14 protein-coding genes are annotated in these 16,312 nt (G+C 62.7%); 5 read left to right on the plus strand and 9 right to left on the minus strand.

Features of this window, described 5'->3' with window-relative positions; translation table 11 throughout:
- Positions 1 to 46: 46 nt before the first annotated feature.
- On the plus strand, positions 47 to 604 hold the full coding sequence (locus LB551_RS00190; RefSeq protein WP_224657805.1) for a sugar O-acetyltransferase: 558 nt from the start codon (positions 47 to 49) through the stop codon (positions 602 to 604).
- 15 nt (positions 605 to 619) lie between these two features.
- Here the strand turns inward: LB551_RS00190 and LB551_RS00195 are convergent, their stop codons facing one another.
- Positions 620 to 1,615: a helix-turn-helix domain-containing protein gene (locus LB551_RS00195; RefSeq protein ID WP_224657806.1), complete on the minus strand. Its 996-nt coding sequence runs from the start codon at positions 1,613 to 1,615 to the stop codon at positions 620 to 622.
- Between the two features lie 135 nt (positions 1,616 to 1,750).
- On the opposite strand from LB551_RS00195, the gene LB551_RS00200 reads away from it, so the two are divergent.
- On the plus strand, positions 1,751 to 2,395 hold the full coding sequence (locus tag LB551_RS00200; RefSeq protein WP_224657807.1) for a cysteine hydrolase family protein: 645 nt from the start codon (positions 1,751 to 1,753) through the stop codon (positions 2,393 to 2,395).
- Positions 2,396 to 2,463: 68 nt separating this feature from the next.
- Here the strand turns inward: LB551_RS00200 and LB551_RS00205 are convergent, their stop codons facing one another.
- From LB551_RS00205 to LB551_RS00240, 8 genes are all read right to left on the minus strand, one after another.
- Positions 2,464 to 4,143, minus strand: coding sequence for a formate--tetrahydrofolate ligase (locus LB551_RS00205; protein WP_140549826.1), 1,680 nt, complete (start codon positions 4,141 to 4,143; stop codon positions 2,464 to 2,466).
- Positions 4,144 to 4,535: 392 nt separating this feature from the next.
- Positions 4,536 to 5,660 carry a DUF2333 family protein gene (locus LB551_RS00210; protein ID WP_140516950.1) on the minus strand — a complete coding sequence of 375 codons (1,125 nt, stop codon included), beginning with the start codon at positions 5,658 to 5,660 and terminating at the stop codon, positions 4,536 to 4,538.
- Between the two features lie 104 nt (positions 5,661 to 5,764).
- A complete protein-coding gene (locus tag LB551_RS00215; RefSeq protein ID WP_140549827.1) occupies positions 5,765 to 7,063 on the minus strand; it encodes a DUF6638 family protein in 1,299 nt (432 codons plus the stop codon).
- A gap of 222 nt (positions 7,064 to 7,285) precedes the next feature.
- Positions 7,286 to 9,196 carry an AAA family ATPase gene (locus LB551_RS00220; RefSeq protein WP_224657808.1) on the minus strand — a complete coding sequence of 637 codons (1,911 nt, stop codon included), beginning with the start codon at positions 9,194 to 9,196 and terminating at the stop codon, positions 7,286 to 7,288.
- Between the two features lie 24 nt (positions 9,197 to 9,220).
- Positions 9,221 to 10,366: a hypothetical protein gene (locus LB551_RS00225; RefSeq protein WP_224657809.1), complete on the minus strand. Its 1,146-nt coding sequence runs from the start codon at positions 10,364 to 10,366 to the stop codon at positions 9,221 to 9,223.
- A 40-nt stretch (positions 10,367 to 10,406) separates the two neighbouring features.
- Positions 10,407 to 11,495, minus strand: a complete 1,089-nt coding sequence (locus LB551_RS00230) for a hypothetical protein (RefSeq protein WP_140549830.1) — start codon at positions 11,493 to 11,495, stop codon at positions 10,407 to 10,409.
- Between the two features lie 324 nt (positions 11,496 to 11,819).
- Positions 11,820 to 12,209 carry a c-type cytochrome gene (locus LB551_RS00235; RefSeq protein WP_224657810.1) on the minus strand — a complete coding sequence of 130 codons (390 nt, stop codon included), beginning with the start codon at positions 12,207 to 12,209 and terminating at the stop codon, positions 11,820 to 11,822.
- A 140-nt stretch (positions 12,210 to 12,349) separates the two neighbouring features.
- On the minus strand, positions 12,350 to 12,961 hold the full coding sequence (locus tag LB551_RS00240; RefSeq protein ID WP_140516940.1) for a thymidine kinase: 612 nt from the start codon (positions 12,959 to 12,961) through the stop codon (positions 12,350 to 12,352).
- 238 nt (positions 12,962 to 13,199) lie between these two features.
- Between LB551_RS00240 and LB551_RS00245 the strand changes: the two genes are divergently transcribed.
- The 3 genes from LB551_RS00245 to choV all read left to right on the plus strand — a co-directional run bounded on the left by LB551_RS00245 (position 13,200) and on the right by choV (position 16,306).
- Positions 13,200 to 14,135, plus strand: a complete 936-nt coding sequence (locus tag LB551_RS00245; protein WP_224623788.1) for a choline ABC transporter substrate-binding protein — start codon at positions 13,200 to 13,202, stop codon at positions 14,133 to 14,135.
- 138 nt (positions 14,136 to 14,273) lie between these two features.
- Positions 14,274 to 15,128 (plus strand): choline ABC transporter permease subunit, encoded by an 855-nt coding sequence (gene choW, locus LB551_RS00250; RefSeq protein ID WP_224657811.1) that lies wholly within the window; start codon positions 14,274 to 14,276, stop codon positions 15,126 to 15,128.
- On the plus strand, positions 15,125 to 16,306 hold the full coding sequence (choV, locus tag LB551_RS00255; protein WP_224623786.1) for a choline ABC transporter ATP-binding protein: 1,182 nt from the start codon (positions 15,125 to 15,127) through the stop codon (positions 16,304 to 16,306). Before choW ends, choV begins: the two co-directional genes overlap by 4 nt.
- Positions 16,307 to 16,312 lie beyond the last annotated feature (6 nt).

Raw genomic sequence — 16,312 nt, forward strand, 5'->3', positions numbered from 1 at the left:
TTTCATGCGCCGTAACCGTGCGTGGCAATGATGACGGAGACACCGCATGGCTGAGACCGAACGCGCAAAAATGGCGGCAGGCGAGTGGTATACGTGCATGGATGACGAACTGGAGGCGCTGCGCGGCGTGGCCGCAGGCGCCGTGTTCGAGCACAACTCGCTTGCGCCTCTCCAGCGCGGCAATATCGGGCCGGCCTTGCGGGATCTGCTCGGCGGCGCGGGCGAGGGCGCCCGCATCGAGGCGCCGTTCCACTGTGCCTATGGCTTCAACATCTTTCTCGGCGACGGCGTCTTTCTCAATGCCGGCTGCATCATTCTCGACACGGCAAGCGTGCGCATCGGCGAGGGAACGCTGCTCGGCCCCAATGTGCAGATCTATTGCGCCGAGCATCACAGGGAGGTCGCCGGGCGGCAAGCCGGACTGGAAGTCGCGCGGCCGGTCGAGATCGGCGCCAATGCCTGGATCGGCGGCAGTGCGGTCATCCTCGGTGGGATCAGCATCGGCGAGGGCGCCGTCGTCGGCGCTGGTGCGGTGGTGACGCGCGACGTACCCGGGAACACAACGGTGATCGGCAATCCGGCGCGGGCGATCAAGCGCGATTGAATACCCGGCGGACGCTCAGTGCGAAAGCGCGTGCGGTGACCGCTCGCCCAGGTCGGTCCGCCTGGAAAATTCACGCCGGTATTGCGCCGGTGAGGTCCTGAGACGGGCCGAAAAATGCTGGCGTAGCGAGGCGGCGCTGCCGAAGCCGGCCTCGAAGGCCACGACGTCCATCGATTTTTCCGTCGCCTCGAGCAGGCGCTGCGCCCGTTCAAGCCGTTGCTCGATCAGCCAATCGCCGAAACTGGTGCCGATCGATTTCTGGAAGCGGCGGGTGAAGGTGCGCCGTGTCATGCCGGCGGCTTCGGCGACGCGGTCCAGGCTGTGCGCTTCGCAGAGCGTCGCACGCACGGCGTCGAGCGCTTGTGCGAACCTGTCGGTATCGGCGCTCCTCGCCAGCGGACGCTCGATGAACTGCGCCTGTCCGCCTTGCCGGTGCGGGGAGAGCACGATCTGCCGCGCGAGCCGCAGTGCTGCCTCGGCGCCGTAGCGGGCGCGGACGATATGAAGGCAGCAGTCGAGCCCGGCCGCGACGCCGGCCGACGTCACCACGTCGCCATTGTCGACATAGAGCACCTCGGCATCCACCACGATGTCGGGATGAAGCTTCTGCAGCCGCTCGGCATAGGCCCAATGCGTGGCCGCACGCCGACCGCCAAGCAGTCCGGCAGCAGCGACTGCGAATGTTCCCAGGCAAAGGCCGACGATCAGGGCACCATTGCGGTGGGCCCGCCGCAGTGCCTGCGTCAGCGGTTCCGGCAGCGGGTCTTCGAGATCCCGCCAGCTCGGCACGATGACGATGTCGGCGCCATCGAGGCCCTCAAGCCCATGCGGCGCGGCGACGCTCAGCCCGGCCTCGGTGTGGACCGGACCGGCCTCGATCGCGCAGATGCGGAAGTCGAAGCGCGGCAGGCCGAACGATGTGCGATCTTCGCCGAACACCAGGCAAGGCACGGAGAGATGGAACGGGCTGATGCCGTCGAAGGCGAGGACGGCGACGATCGGGTGGGTCATATCTGTGCCAGGGATTTCTGCGCGGGATTATGGCGGATTGTCCCAATTCTTTCGAGTGATGTCAATCGGGCCACTTTCGTCCGATGGTGGCGGACCTATGCTCGGGCATCACATCAAGCCTGAAAGGAATGCATCATGTCCCAACCAGCCAGCAAGACGCCGCGCCGCGCGCTCGTCGTCGTGGACGTCCAGAATGACTATGACGGCGGCAATCTCGCCATCCAACATCCGCCGTTCCGCGACAGCGTCGTCAACGTGGCGCGCGCCATGGACGCGGCAGCCGCGGCCGGCATCAAGGTGGTGGTCGTCAAGCAGATGGCGCCGGAGACGTCACCGATCTTCGCCAAGGGCAGCCAAGGCGCGGAGTTGCATCCCGAGATATCGAGGCGGCCACGCGACTACTATGTCGAGAAGACGCTGCCTTCCGCCTTCACCGGCACCGATCTCGAAGAGTGGCTGCGCGCCAACGCTGTCGATACGATCGTGGTGGTCGGCTACATGACGCATAATTGCGACCTGTCGACCATCATCCACGCCGTGCATATGGGCTTTGCCGTCGAGTTCCTGTCCGACGCGACCGGGTCGGTGCCTTACGCCAACAGCGCCGGCTATGCCTCGGCCGAGGAGATTCACCGCGTGGTGACAATCATCCTGCAGTCGCGCTTCGCCGCCGTGCTCAAGACCGCCGAATGGATCGAGTGCCTGAAGACCGGCACCTTGCCGGAACGCGACACGATCTTCGGCTCCAACCAGCGGGCGCTGTCGCGCAACGCTGCGTAGGATTTCCGGAAACAGAAAGGGCGCCGCCTCGCTGCGGCGCCCTTCGCACTTTTTGGAATTGAGGATTTCTAGAACAGGCCTTCGATCTGGCCGGCTTCGTTGAGGAAAATCTTTTCCGACGACGGCGCCCTGGGCAGGCCGGGCATGGTCATGACCTCGCCGCAGATAATGACGACGAAGCCGGCACCCGCCGAAAGCCTGACCTCGCGCACCGGCACGGTGTGGCCGGTCGGCGCGCCGCGCAGGTTCGGGTCGGTCGAGAAGGAATACTGCGTCTTGGCCATGCAGACCGGCAAGTGGCCGTAGCCGGCCTGCTCCCAGGCGTGCAACTGGTCGCGCACCGACTTGTCGGCGATCGCTTCCGAGCCGCGATAGATGCGCTGGACGATGGTGTTGACCTTCTCGAACAGCGGCATGGCGTCGGGATAGAGCGGCGCGAACTGTGAGGCACCGGATTCGGCCAGCGCCACCACTTTCTTGGCGAGATCCTCGATGCCGGCCGAGCCGTTGGCCCAGTGCTTGCACAGGATCGCCTCTTCGCCCATCGAGGCGACATAATCCTTCATCGCCTGGATTTCGCCATCTGTGTCGGAGTAGAAGTGGTTGATGGCAACTACCGCCGGCACGCCGAACTGCCTGATGTTCTCGATGTGGCGGCCGAGGTTGGCGCAGCCCTTCTTCACCGCCTCGATGTTTTCCTTGCCGAGGTCTTCCTTCTTGACGCCGCCATTCATTTTCATGGCGCGTACGGTGGCGACGATGACCGCCGCCGCCGGCTTCAGCCCGGCCTTGCGGCACTTGATGTCGAAGAATTTTTCCGCGCCGAGGTCGGCGCCGAAGCCGGCTTCCGTGACGACGTAGTCAGCAAGTTTGAGCGCCGTCGTGGTGGCGACCACCGAGTTGCAGCCATGCGCGATGTTGGCGAACGGGCCGCCATGCACGAAGGCCGGATTGTTCTCCAGCGTCTGCACCAGGTTCGGCTGCATGGCGTCCTTGAGCAGCACGGCCATGGCGCCGTCGGCCTTGAGGTCGCGGGCATAGACCGGCGACTTGTCGCGGCGATAGGCGACGATGATGTCGCCCAGACGCTTCTCCAGGTCCTTCAGGTCGGTGGCGAGGCACAGGATGGCCATGACCTCCGACGCGACGGTGATGTCGAACCCGGCCTCGCGCGGATAGCCGTTGGCGACGCCGCCGAGCGAGCAGATGATCTCGCGCAGCGCCCGGTCGTTCATGTCCATGACGCGGCGCCAGGCAACGCGGCGGGTGTCGATGCCGAGCTCATTGCCCCAGTAGATGTGATTGTCGATCAACGCCGACAGGAGGTTGTGCGCCGTCGTGATGGCATGGAAGTCACCGGTGAAATGGAGGTTCATGTCCTCCATCGGCACCACCTGCGCATAACCGCCGCCGGCGGCCCCGCCCTTGACGCCGAAATTCGGACCGAGCGAGGCTTCGCGGATGCAGATGATCGCTTTCTTGCCGATGCGGTTCAGGCCGTCGCCGAGGCCGACGGTGGTGGTCGTCTTGCCTTCGCCTGCCGGGGTCGGGTTGATGGCGGTGACGAGGATCAACTTGCCGTCCTTGTTGCCCTTCACCGATTTGATGAATTCGGCGGAGACCTTCGCCTTGTCATGGCCATAGGGCAAAAGGTGTTCGGTCGGGATGCCGATCTTGGCGCCGATCTCCTGGATCTGTTTTTTCTTCGCACCGCGGGCGATCTCGATGTCGGACTTCACTTCTGCCATGACGGCTTTCCTCTGGATTGGACGGTGGAGGGGACGGGTTGATCACTGGTGCATGTTCGATACGCCGCGCGGGCAAGGGCATGTTCTAGCCCTCTCGCTGCCGTGGCGTCAACTTTCATGCAACTATGTTTCCTATGAAGAAAATTCCTCTGCGGCGGGCCGACCTGCCTCCGGTTCTTTCTGGCTCCGCTTGCCGCGCCGTATAGAAGCCAGAGCGGGGACGCGTCCGCCGTCTCAAAACAGCCGCGCAATGCACGGAATGCGACAGACAAGGCGGCGCGAATCCGCCATCGTCGGCCTAAAGCGCATCGCGCTTCAGGCATTTGTTTCCATGCATGCCGTTCTCCCCAGGCCGGGCCACTTTTGGGCCACATGCATTGGGCCGACCAGCCTTACTGCGTCAGCACGTTGCTGATTTCGACCATGTTGGAACGCACCCTGAGCACATAGAAACCCATGGTCGTCAGATGCGTGGGCAGGAGCCAGCCGTCCTCGCGGCCATTGGCGATGATGAAGGGCTGGATGCGCAGCGCCGAGACGAACTGCGCGTCCATCGTATCCCACAGGCTCTGCAGGTGTTTTTCCTTGATGACGTCCTCGAAGTCGGCCTGCGCGCCCTTCATCAGTCCGTAATAGGCGTAGAGCTGGCCATAGGCGAACCAGTAGCGGTCGTCGGCGCGGAAATCGAACCAGCCATTATTATGGTTTTCGGCACGTTCCTTGAGGATGGCCGAGGTCGAGCCGATATCGCTGGCGATACGGTCGATATATTGCTTCAGATTGTCGGCGCGGGCATCGAAGGTGGCCTGGCAGGTGGCGAGGCGGGCGTTGAAGGAGCGCAGCTTGCGCACGGCGTCTCTATAATAGCTCGGGGTCGGCGTCTTCGGGCCGAACGGGCTTACACCGAAATACCAGGTGTACTCGTCGAATTGCAGATTGCCGCGCGCATCCTGCAGGTCGGCATCGATCTGCGATGTCGTGCGCACACGGCCGAGATTGTCGGCGAGCTCGGTCGCGGTGCGGCGCACCGCCTGGTTGATGCCGCGCTGGAATGAGGCCTTGTTGTCCATCCACGGCGTGTTGTCCCAGCTGATGCCGAACAGGCCGAGCTTGTAGAGGATCATCGACGAGATCCAGGCATTCTGGTTGACGTTGAAGTCGGTCAAATCGGCGGCAATCTGGGCGATGCCGGAGTTGCCACAGGTCCTGGCAGTGTCGGCACCGGCACCGGCGGCTACCTGTTCGCCCGCCGAGATGTTGCGCTTCTCGAACGTGTAGGTGTCGGGATAGCTCGGGTTGAAATTGTTCCACCACTGGGTGGCGTAGAAGAAATTGGCGTAGAGGCCGAGCAGCACCAACAGGGCGAGGCCGAGCACGGCCTTGAGGATCCAACCGCGCTGCGCATACCAGCGGCCGGCCCACATGAACGGCCACAAGATGACGCCGATCAGGAGGCCGATGCCGCGGCCGATCCATTGGAAAATCCTGACGAAGAAGTTCACGATCGGGTCGAGCATGGCTGTGTCACCCCTCAAAGCATAGTGTCAAAAAGTTGCGGACTTTTTGGATAACATCATGCGCCAAAACAACAAGTTAGAACGAAATGACGGCCGGTTTCGTTCTAGTCAGTCAGGCCGTAGAGGCGCGTGCGGAACGCCACCTTGTCCTTCAGATATGTGGTTTTCAGAACGTCCACAACATGCGATCGCCAGGCGTCGCTAAAGCCCTCATAATCCTTGTAGAAGCCCTGCTTGTTGAAGACGTAGCGCGAGACGAAGTCCGACGGCACGAAATCCGAGATCAGCCGATTGGTCAGCCAGGCGTCCGGATGGTCGGGCTTGGCGCGGACCACCAGGAAGCGTTGCTGCGGGAACACATCCTCGATCTTGAGATGACCGAGCTGGGCAATCTCGCGCTTGGCGGCGTTGAGGAAGGGAAAATTGCCCTCCTTGGCGATCAGGTCGGCATGGCCCTGGATCCAGGTCTGCAGCCAGACCTTGTCGACGTCGGTCAGATTGCGATCCGGCTCGGCGTCGCGGATCAGCGCGCGCACCACCATCTCGGCGCGGTGCTCGAGATAGCCCGAGGCCTCGACCCAGGAGGCGCGCGGCAGTTCGATGCGGCCGGTGGCGGCGAGGAACTTGAACACCTTGTCGGCGTCCTTGATCGAAAGATAGCTTACCTGCCACGGCCGCGAGCGGCGGAAACCGGGGGCCGCTGGATCGCTGATGACGGTCGTCATGTCGGGGTCGACGAACACGTAGAGCCCGCCGAAATGACTGGTCCAGTAGGCGTTGTGGCGGAAGATCACCTGGTCGGGCACCAGCGCGTTCTCGCGGATGTCGCCGCAGATCTTGGCCAGTTCCACCATGCGGCTGAGCATGGCGTTGTCGCGCCAGGCGTCGGGCTCCTGTTTCAGGCGGTCGACGAGCTTGCCGAGCTCGGCGGCCTTGCCCAGCACATCCTCGGCCGACAGCACCTTGAATTCGACCTGATTGATCGACAGCAGATCCTCGATGTCGTTGACCTTGGGGATGGAATCCTCGATCTCGCCGTAGATGACGTCCTTGATGGTCAGCGCGTCGATGGCGCGCTGGTTCCTGGACATGAACTCGAACATCAGCTGCGAGGTGTTGGAGAAGGCGGTGTGCACCACCGGCAGATCGATCTGCGACGGTGTCAGGATGATGAAGCGGCGATTGACCTCATTGGGATCGAGATAGCCGTAGTCGCCGCATTCCTCCGCCACTTCGGGCGAAAAGCCGGTGCGGTCGATCTGGAAGCTGTTCAGCTTGGTGGGCTTGAGGCCGAAGGCGGCAAGCGCCTTGTTGTAACGCTGGATGAGGTGCGGCTCGTCGACGATGAGCAGCCGGCCGTAGATGAGTTCGTTGTCGCGCAGAAGGTCGGGTTTGCGGGCCATTATTCCTTCTCCCCGTTTATGGGGAGAAGGTGCCCGAAGGGCCGATGAGGGGCACGACCTTTCCTTCTCCCCTTGCGGGAGAAGGTGGATCGGCGCGCTAGCGCCGAGACGGATGAGGGGTGTTCCAGCGGAGTGAGACCTTGGCGTTCCCTGGAACGCCCCTCATCCGTCGCCTTCGGCGACACCTTCTCCCACAAGGGGAGAAGGAAAGGCCGGAGCGCATCACGCATTCCACAGCCCCTTCTTCTTCATCTCCTCCATCTCACGCGCCGCCCGTTCGCGCAGCCGCGCGTCACGCAGCAGCTTTTCCACGGCGGAGTCGTCGGACTTGTCGGAGTAGCGGAATTCGGAATCGGCGTAGCGGTTGATCTCCTGCATGACCATGTCCATCGAGAACGGCCCGCGCAGTTCCTCGATCATCGCTTTCTTCTCGTCATAGCTCTTGTGCATGAAGGCTTCCGGCTTCTCGAACCAGTCGTCGGGAAGCTCGATGTCCATGGCGCGCATCTTGATGGCGTCGGTGACGTTCTTGATGGCGCGGCCGGTGAAGCGCGGCTCGGCCTGCTTGATCAGGTGCAGATAGGTGCCGATGTCGGCCATGGTCTTGGGCGTGCCATTCTCCTTCATGTAGCGCTCATGGACCCGCATCAGCCCGTCCTCCTGCGGCTTCTCGTGCTCCTCATAGGCTTCGGCCACGGCGCGCTGGATCTCTTGCGCGGCGTAGAGTTCGTGGTCGCCCAGCGGGATCTTGTGGTTCTTGCCGGCGAGCAGCACGAAGATGTCGATGTAATCGTCACGGGTCTGCGGCCCGTCGACCAGCCAGCGGGCGCCGGCGCGCTGGCGCAGCGCGTCATCGACATTCTCGGGATAGTTGGAGAACATGCCGAACGAGCAGTTGCCGCGCACCACGGTGGCGGCACCGGCGAAGGCATCCATCAGGACGCCGGTGATCTCCTGCTGGCCGGCCGAGGCGCGGTCGTCGGAGCGGCGCGCCGCAACCTGGTCGATGTCGTCGATGGTGCCGAAGCCGATGACGCGCGGGTTCAACACATTGTTGATGAACTGGCGGCAGTTCTGGCCGGACTTGCCCTGATAGGACGAGATCTGGTCGACGCCGAAATTCTCATAGGCGAAGGGATAGCCGGCGACCTGGCAGTAACCATTGACGAGACCGGCGATCATCTGGATCAGCGTCGTCTTGCCGGTGCCGGGCGCACCGTCGCCGATGAAGGTGAACAGGAAGCCGCCGAGCTCGACGAACGGGTTCAGCTCGCGTTCGAAATCATAGGCCATCAGCATCTTGGCAAGCTTGACCGACTGATATTTGGCGATGTGGTTGCCGACGACCTCTTCCGGTTTCTTGAAGGTCATCACCAGCGGCTTGGAACGTTTGCCCGGCGCGACGTCGAAGCCGTCGAGCGTGAAATCGTCGGCATCGATGCGGATATGGGCGTTCTCGAACGGGCCGATGCCGTCGAAGCGGCCTTTTCGTGCCAGCAGGCCGTCGATGGCGACGCGGGCGAAGGCGCGCGCCCTGGTCATCAGGTCGGCATCGTCGGATGGGCCCGAAATCGCCTTGTCGAGGCCGGCCAGGATCGACTTCACCGCGTCCTGCGGCGTGTCGAAGAGGAAATCCGGCTCGGGAATGTCGTTGGGCGCCTCGCCGTCGCTGTCGATGAGCTGGAACAGATAGGAGGACAGGCTGAAGGCGGCAATGTAAGCCGAGGCCGACAGAAGCTTCTTGAACGTGGCGGCCTCCTCGCCTTCGAGAGGAGCGCGGGTGTTCCTGGCCTGCAGGCTTTCGAGATCCGAGCCTTCGGCGAAAACATCCGATATGGCGAGCGCGAGCGCCGTGCCGCGCCGGGCGCGAAACAAAAGTGTGTGCTGCGGGATGGTCAGCAACTGGTCGTCGGGGTGAACGGCGCCGACGGTCTTCGCCAGCTCGACCTCGCGTGTGCGGCGCACCGAACCGACCGAGACGGTGGAGACGAAGCGGCGGTTGGTGCCGGCAAGCGCGGTGCCTGAGGAACTAGACGGGTCTTCCAGCACGACGATGCGGGTGATGAAGCTCTGCGCCGTGGCGCGGTGCTTCTCGATCGCCGCTTCCGGGATGGTGGTCAGGCCGGTATCCATGAAGGTTGCTCCGTGGTGTGACGGTCAGACGTTCGAGATGACCTGTCCGTTGGACAGGATGTGGACCTTGTATCCGGAAAAGATCTTCTGCGCTTCGCCCGCGGCATAGAGCGCCTGGTAGGCCTCGTGCGGGATCAGCGCGTGGTTCTCATAGCTCGACACGCCTTGGCGCGCGGCCTCGAGGTCGTCGGTGTTGATGAAGAACTCCTGCGTCGTCTTCTCGCTCGAAAACAGCCCCCTGCGGCCGGGTTTTTCGCCCTTGGAGTAGACCTCCTGGATGGTCCAGGTCAGCAGCCAGGCGTTCTCCGGCTTGCGCACCTTGGCCAGAACCTCGGTCACCGTAGAATTGTTGTCGGTGATCCCGGCCGAATAGAAGGGGCCGAGCACGACGCGCCGAAGCTGCTTGGGGTGCAGCGGCTCGAAGTCCTTGTCGAGATTGACGGCGATCGTTGCCGGCGACAGCGTATAGGCCGAGTTCTTCTCGGTGAAATCGTCGAAGCGATGGGCAAGCTCGGGATTGAGCAGGCCATCGACTGGCAATGGAATGTCGATCTGGTCGTTAAGCTTGCCATTGCGGTCGACGAGCTGGCGGATCATGTCTTCGGAGGAATCTTCCACCGTCACCATGTAGACCAGCGGCAGGTTGGCGCTGCCGTCGAAGGTCGCCCAATGGACGAGGTAGTAGGGCCGCGCCGTCTTCGGATTGACGGAAACCTTGGCCGTCTGCGCCAGGGTGAAGGGGCCGAAGGTCTGCTCGCTCTTGACGTCCTCGAGATAAAGCCTCTCGGCCATCGACTTCTGCAGCGCTTGGGGGAATTCCTTGTGGCGCAGGATGAAGTCAGCCATCTCCTCGCGCAATTCGTCGGCCAGCGGGATGTTGGCGAGCCGCGTGTCAGCCTGGCGGCGGTCGTTTTCGAGCTCGAGCAGGTTCTGGAACACCGGGAATCCGCTTTCGGCGCGCGAAATGCGGAACGTGTCCATGAAGCCCAGCCGGTTGCGCCAGCAGGAGAATGACTTGTCGAGCCGGGCGATGTATTCGGCGACGATCTTGGCGACGATGCCGTGCCGGTAGAGCGGCGAGCGATCGTCGCGCATGAACACTTCCAGCCCGCCGAGTGCTGCCGTGATTGCCGAGAAATACCGCGCCGCCGCGTCGTTTTCGGAGGTCATGCTATTGGCCTTGGCATTGTCGCACCGGTGCGGGCGGCAATTACGACTGCACGTAATTGGCCGAATTGTGCTTCTTCAGCACCTCGTCGAAACGGCGGGCGAAGGCGTCGTCGGCCAGTTTCTTGCGGCGCTGGATGTCGGCGGTGGCAACCATGTTCTTCTCGTGCATCTCGAGCAGGTCGCCAATGTGCTTCTGCGAGGCGGCGCCGATGCCGGCCATGGTCTCCTCGGCGGTGTTGTCGACCTGGCTGCCCAGCGTGTTGATCTTGTGGGCCACATCCTGCTGGGCGGCGGTCTTCAGCGAATCCTCCAGTGCCTTGTAGAGGACGATGCGCTGCTCGGTGTCGATGGTCAGCTTGTTGATCAGGGTCGACTGCGCGGCGATCTGGTTGTTGAGCGAATCGACGAAGGTCTGGAACATCGAGGTGTAGCGCTCCAGCGTCTGGCTCTCGGCCAGCAATTCCTGTTCCTTGGCCTGCTTCTCATTGTATTCCGTGGCGAGCTTGGAACGTTCGCCCTCGAGTTGCGTCCGTTCCTTCTGGCTGGTGGAGGCGGCGATCTTGTTTTCGATGTCGAGCAGCATCGGATTGAGCTCCTCGATACGCTTCTGCACGGTTTCCAGGTTGGACATGGTGGCCTTGCGGCGCTCGATGACCTGCGACAGGCTGGTCTCGGAGGTCTTGTAGCGCTGGTCGAGGACTTCTTTCTGCGCCTTCAATATGCCGACGATGGTGTCGGACTTGGCCAACAGTTCCTGCAGGTTGCCGGCCAGTGACATGTTGCGGACGCGGTCGGTGCGCAGACGCTGCTTGCGTTGGCTGGAGAAGATGCCGATGAAGTTTTCCCAGCCGGTGTAGTTCTTCATGCTCTCGAACTCGGCGCCGAAAACGTTGGTGGCGTCCTCCAGCCCGATGATCAGGTCGGCGATGTTGCCTTCCATCACCTTCTGCTGCTTCAGCACGTCTTCGATGCGGGCGTTCTCGATATCGAAATTGGCATCGCCGATCTTCTTGTCGGCGGTGGCAAGTTTGTCGAGCACGGTGCCGGACTGGTCTATCTTGGTGCGCATGTCCTGGACGACCTGCTTGGTCCTGGCAATTTCGGCATCAAAATTCTGCAACGTCGCCATAAGGGCCTCCCGCTCCGGCATCAGGTCGCTGATTGCGAACAGCGGCGAATATATGTGGGGCTTCAGGGGATTGAAAGACGTGAAGACAGGCGCGCTTCGAAAACAAAAACCTTGCCCACGCCCTTGAAACGCAATCGATCCGCGATCATGGCGAAAGGATCGTTTGGAACGCGCGTGGTTCAACTGTCATTGAACTTCAACGTCGGCGGATGTCGGCCAGGCATTCAATCCCCGCTGCCACGAATGCCTGAATCCGACGGAGCATTGAGCGCGGTGAGGACGGTGGCAGCTCGGCGTCCGTTGCGGGGACGGAATAATCCTGGCTCAGGGCTTGGGATCGGCCTTCAGATAAGCGATGACATTGGCGATATCGTCGTCGTTGCTCAGGCCGGCAAAGGCCATCTTGTTACCGGGCACTTTTTGCCGCGGCGCCTTCAGATACTCGGCGAGGTTGGCCTCGTCCCAGACGAGACCGGCGGCGCCTGCATTCTTCATCGCTTCGGAGTAATGGCCGAGGAAGCTCTCGGCACTGCCGGCGGCGCGGCCGACGACACCCATCAGATGCGGGCCGACCTTGTCGCGGTCGCTCGCTGCTTCATGGCAGGCCATGCATCGGTTGAAGACCCTCTTGCCCAGTGCCGGATCGCCGCCGGCATGGGCGGCAAGGACGCCGGCAAGCAGAAAGGCTGCGGCAGAGGAAGCGGCTCGAAACATGGCTGACCCCGACGAGTTCTGGCTGGACCGAGAGGACGCAAAATAGGGCCGAGGCCTTAACAAACGCTGCATCGTGGCGGATCGCGGAAGACTGCACCGCCCATGGCGGCAAGAGCGGCGGCCGTGATGCCACAGCCCGGTCAAGGCGCGACAAAGCCGATGAAATCGTCGGGGGCGGCGCGACCCATTTCTTCTTCCCAATGGCGACGGCAGAGCGAGACATAGACGTCCTTGCCGATCGCCACCTGTTCGCCCTGCCGAGCGACCTTGCCGTCGGGGCCGAGGCGCACCACCATTGTCGCCTTGCGGCCACAGCGGCAGATGGTGCGCACTTCGCGCAGCTCATCGGCTATGGCCAGCAACGCGCGCGAGCCGGAAAACAGCTTGCCCTGGAAATCCGTGCGCAGGCCATAGCACATGACCGGGATGTCGAGCCGGTCGGCGATCCGGGCGAGCTGCCAGACCTGCTCCTCCTCGAGAAACTGCGCCTCGTCGACGAAGACGCAATGCACGGCACCGTGCTGATGATGTTCGGCGACGCGGGCGAACAGGTCGTCGCCGTCACGAAACATCTCGGCTTCCGTTTCCAGCCCGATGCGTGACGAAATCAGGCCGGTGTCGCCCTTGCGGTAGTGGCCGGCGACGAACAGCATCGTCGTCATGCCGCGCTCGCGGTAATTGTACGACGCCTGCAGGAGCATCGTCGTCTTGCCCGCATTCATCGTCGCGTAGTGGAAATACAGTTTGGCCATGGCGCCCTTTTAAGCCCACTTGGCCGGGCGCGGGGAGGGGCCACGGCAGGCCTTCCACCAAAAAAGCCGGCTTGCATGGAAAAAGCGGCAGACGTGTCGCTGATCGGCCAGCCGGCGCCGTTGATCGTGATTGCCTTAGTGCTTGAAACCGCACGAGAATGGTGTTTGGCTGACGAAACAAGGCGGGCACAAAAGCCGTAACTTCGCTTCGCCACAGAATCGAAATGGGAGAAAGTTCATGTCGCGTATGAATTCCTTCGTCGCAGGCCTCGGCCTTGCGGCTTTCTTGTCGACGGGTGCCGCCTTCGCCGGGGATCCGGCAAGCTGCAAGACGGTACGCCTTTCCGATGTCGGCTGGACCGATATCCAGGCGACGACCGGCATAGCCTCGGTGCTGCTCACGGCGCTCGGCTACGAGCCGCAGGTAATCCAGCTGTCGGTGCCGGTGACGATGGCGTCGCTGAAGAACAAGGATCTCGATGTCTTCCTGGGCAACTGGATGCCGTCGATGACCAACGACATCAAGGACTACACGGCCGACGGTTCGGTGGAGACCATCAGCACGAACCTGACCGGCGCCGGCTACGGCATCGTCGTGCCGACCTATGTGGCGGATGCCGGCGTCAAGACACTCACCGACCTCGGCAAGTTCAAGGACAAGTTCGACGGCAAGATCTACGGCATCGAGGCCGGCAATGACGGCAACCGCATCATCCTCGACATGATCAAGAACCCGAAGGACAATCTCGAAGGCTTCGAACTGGTCGAATCCTCGGAGGCCGGCATGCTGACGCAGGCCGAGCAGTCGATGAAGAACAATGAGTGGATCGCCTTCCTCGGCTGGACGCCGCACCCGGTGATGGGCGCCATGAAGATCACCTATCTCGACGGCATGGGCGACAGCGGCTTCGGTGCCGCCACCGTCCACACTAATGTGCGCAAGGGCTACACCACCGAGTGCCCGAACGCTGGCAAGCTCATTGCCAACCTCAAGTTCAACCTGGACATGGAAGGCCAGTTGATGGACGCCATCCTCAAGGGCGGCGACGCCCAGACCGTCGCCACCGACTGGCTGAAGAAAAATCCGGATGCCGTGACACCCTGGATCGCCGGCGTGACAACCTTCGACGGCGGCGATGCGGCAGCGGCCATCAAGACCGCACTGGGAAGCTGAGCCGACCGACTTCGGCATGCGCGCGTGAGAACAAAGGGCAGCCACTGGAAAAGGCTGCCCTTTTTCATATGCTGTGAGAAGATGATTTGACGACAGCGGACACCGTGGCAGGGCGATGCCGGTAGGAGAGGGGGCAAGATGGATCCGATTTCCAAATTCCTAGTCAGCTACAAGATTCCCATCGGCCCATGGGGCAAGGCGTTCTTCGGGTTCCTCACCGACAATTTCGACACCGTCTTCAGGGCCTTTTCCAACGGCCTGAACTTCATCCTCGACGGCCTAGTCGACCTCCTGCTGGTGGTGCCGCCGGTGCTGCTGGCGCTCATCATCGCCATCATCGCCTGGCTGCTGCAGCGTTCGCGCCCGCTCGCCATCGGCGTCTTCCTCGGCCTCATCTTCATCATCAACCAGAACCTGTGGAAGCAGACGGTGCAGACGCTGGTGCTGGTCGTGGCCGCCGCCGCCATGGCGATGGCCATCGGGGTGCCGCTCGGCATCTGGGCGGCGCACAAGCCGAAGATCTACCGCTTCATGCTGCCAGTACTCGACCTGATGCAGACGCTGCCGACGTTCGTCTACCTGATCCCGGTGCTGACCCTGTTCGGCCTCGGCAATGCGCCCGGCCTCATCGTCACCATCATCTTCGTCATTCCGACCGCGGTCCGGCTCACGCATCTCGGCGTCGTCTCGGTGCCCAAGTCGATCATCGAGGCCGGCGAGGCCTTCGGCGCCACCAAGAGCCAGCTGTTGTGGAAGGTCGAACTCCCCTCGGCGCTGCCCACCATCATGGCGGGCCTGACCCAGTCGATCATGCTGTCGCTGTCGATGGTGGTGTTTGCGGCGCTGATCGGCGCCGGCGGGCTCGGCACCGAGATCAACCGCGCGCTCGGTTCGCGCCGCATCGATCTCGGCCTCGAGGCCGGGCTCGCCATCGTCGTGCTCGCCATCGTGCTCGACCGCATGACCCGCATTGGCGTTGGAGGCAAGAAATGACCGTCGCCGTCGATTTCAGGAATGTCGATATCGTCTTCGGCGCCGACCAGGCGGGTTCGCTGGCGCTCATCGACAAGGGTGCGACGCGTGCCGAGATCCTCGAGCAGACCGGCAATGTGCTCGGCTGTGCCGGCGCCAGCCTCACCGTGCATGAGGGGGAGATTTCCGTCCTCATGGGTCTGTCCGGCTCGGGCAAGTCGACACTGCTGAGAGCGGTCAATCGCCTGAACGTCGTCTCGCGTGGCCAGGTTCTGGTCAAGGATGGCGACCGCACCGTCGATGTCGTGACCTGCGACGAGTCGACCTTGCGGCGCCTGCGGCAGAAGCAGGTTGCCATGGTGTTCCAGCAGTTCGGACTGCTGCCGTGGCGGACGGTGGAAGAAAATGTCGGCCTTGGCCTCGAACTTGCCGGCGTCCCGGACGCCGAGCGCAAGGAGCGCGTGCACAGGCAACTCAAGCTGGTCAATCTCGAGCAGTGGTCGAAGAAATACGCGCATGAGCTTTCGGGTGGCATGCAGCAGCGCGTCGGGCTGGCGCGCGCCTTCGCTACCGAGGCGCCGATCCTTTTGATGGACGAGCCGTTCTCCGCGCTCGATCCGCTGATCCGCACCAAGCTGCAAGACGAATTGCTTCAGCTGCAGGCCGAACTGAAGAAGACCATCATCTTCGTCAGCCACGACCTCGAGGAAGCGCTGAAGATCGGCAGCCACATCACAATCATGGAGGGCGGACGCATCGTGCAGACTGGCGCGGCGGAGGACATCGTGCTCAAGCCCGCCAACGACTATGTCCGCGACTTTATCGCCAATGTGAATCCGCTGTCGGTGCTCACCGCCTGGAACGTGATGCGCGACCGCCGCGACCTCGAACAAGGCAAGGACGGCTGGGTGTGGCTCGACCGGCGCAAGACGACGCGCTTCAAGATCGACGATCATGGCCTCGTGGCGGCGGCCGAGCGTGACGGCAAGCCGGCGGTATGGGTGTCGTGCGCCGATGTCGAAGGCCAGTCCGAGGAAGCGGCACAGGTGTTCTGGGCCAATCCCGGAACGTCGCTGAAGACGGTGATGCTCGCCATGCACCGGTCGCAGACCGCGCCCGTGGCGCTGTTCGACGACCAGTCGCGCTTCGTCGGCGCGATCGGCATCAGGGACGTGCTGAGCGCGGTGCTGCGACGGTAATCCCGC

It is taken from the genome of Mesorhizobium sp. BR1-1-2, assembly GCF_020165435.1.
Taxonomy (GTDB): domain Bacteria; phylum Pseudomonadota; class Alphaproteobacteria; order Rhizobiales; family Rhizobiaceae; genus Mesorhizobium.

Bases quoted from the DNA above. Each gene is read 5' to 3' on its own strand.
- LB551_RS00220 (WP_224657808.1), bottom strand. From the start codon at position 9,196: ATGGATACCGGCCTGACCACCATCCCGGAAGCGGCGATCGAGAAGCAC.
- LB551_RS00215 (WP_140549827.1), bottom strand. From the start codon at position 7,063: ATGGCCCGCAAACCCGACCTTCTGCGCGACAACGAACTCATCTACGGC.
- LB551_RS00195 (WP_224657806.1), bottom strand. From the start codon at position 1,615: ATGACCCACCCGATCGTCGCCGTCCTCGCCTTCGACGGCATCAGCCCG.
- LB551_RS00200 (WP_224657807.1), top strand. From the start codon at position 1,751: ATGTCCCAACCAGCCAGCAAGACGCCGCGCCGCGCGCTCGTCGTCGTG.
- LB551_RS00240 (WP_140516940.1), bottom strand. From the start codon at position 12,961: ATGGCCAAACTGTATTTCCACTACGCGACGATGAATGCGGGCAAGACG.
- LB551_RS00235 (WP_224657810.1), bottom strand. From the start codon at position 12,209: ATGTTTCGAGCCGCTTCCTCTGCCGCAGCCTTTCTGCTTGCCGGCGTC.
- LB551_RS00245 (WP_224623788.1), top strand. From the start codon at position 13,200: ATGTCGCGTATGAATTCCTTCGTCGCAGGCCTCGGCCTTGCGGCTTTC.
- LB551_RS00230 (WP_140549830.1), bottom strand. From the start codon at position 11,495: ATGGCGACGTTGCAGAATTTTGATGCCGAAATTGCCAGGACCAAGCAG.
- choW (WP_224657811.1), top strand. From the start codon at position 14,274: ATGGATCCGATTTCCAAATTCCTAGTCAGCTACAAGATTCCCATCGGC.
- LB551_RS00225 (WP_224657809.1), bottom strand. From the start codon at position 10,366: ATGACCTCCGAAAACGACGCGGCGGCGCGGTATTTCTCGGCAATCACG.
- LB551_RS00190 (WP_224657805.1), top strand. From the start codon at position 47: ATGGCTGAGACCGAACGCGCAAAAATGGCGGCAGGCGAGTGGTATACG.
- LB551_RS00210 (WP_140516950.1), bottom strand. From the start codon at position 5,660: ATGCTCGACCCGATCGTGAACTTCTTCGTCAGGATTTTCCAATGGATC.
- choV (WP_224623786.1), top strand. From the start codon at position 15,125: ATGACCGTCGCCGTCGATTTCAGGAATGTCGATATCGTCTTCGGCGCC.
- LB551_RS00205 (WP_140549826.1), bottom strand. From the start codon at position 4,143: ATGGCAGAAGTGAAGTCCGACATCGAGATCGCCCGCGGTGCGAAGAAA.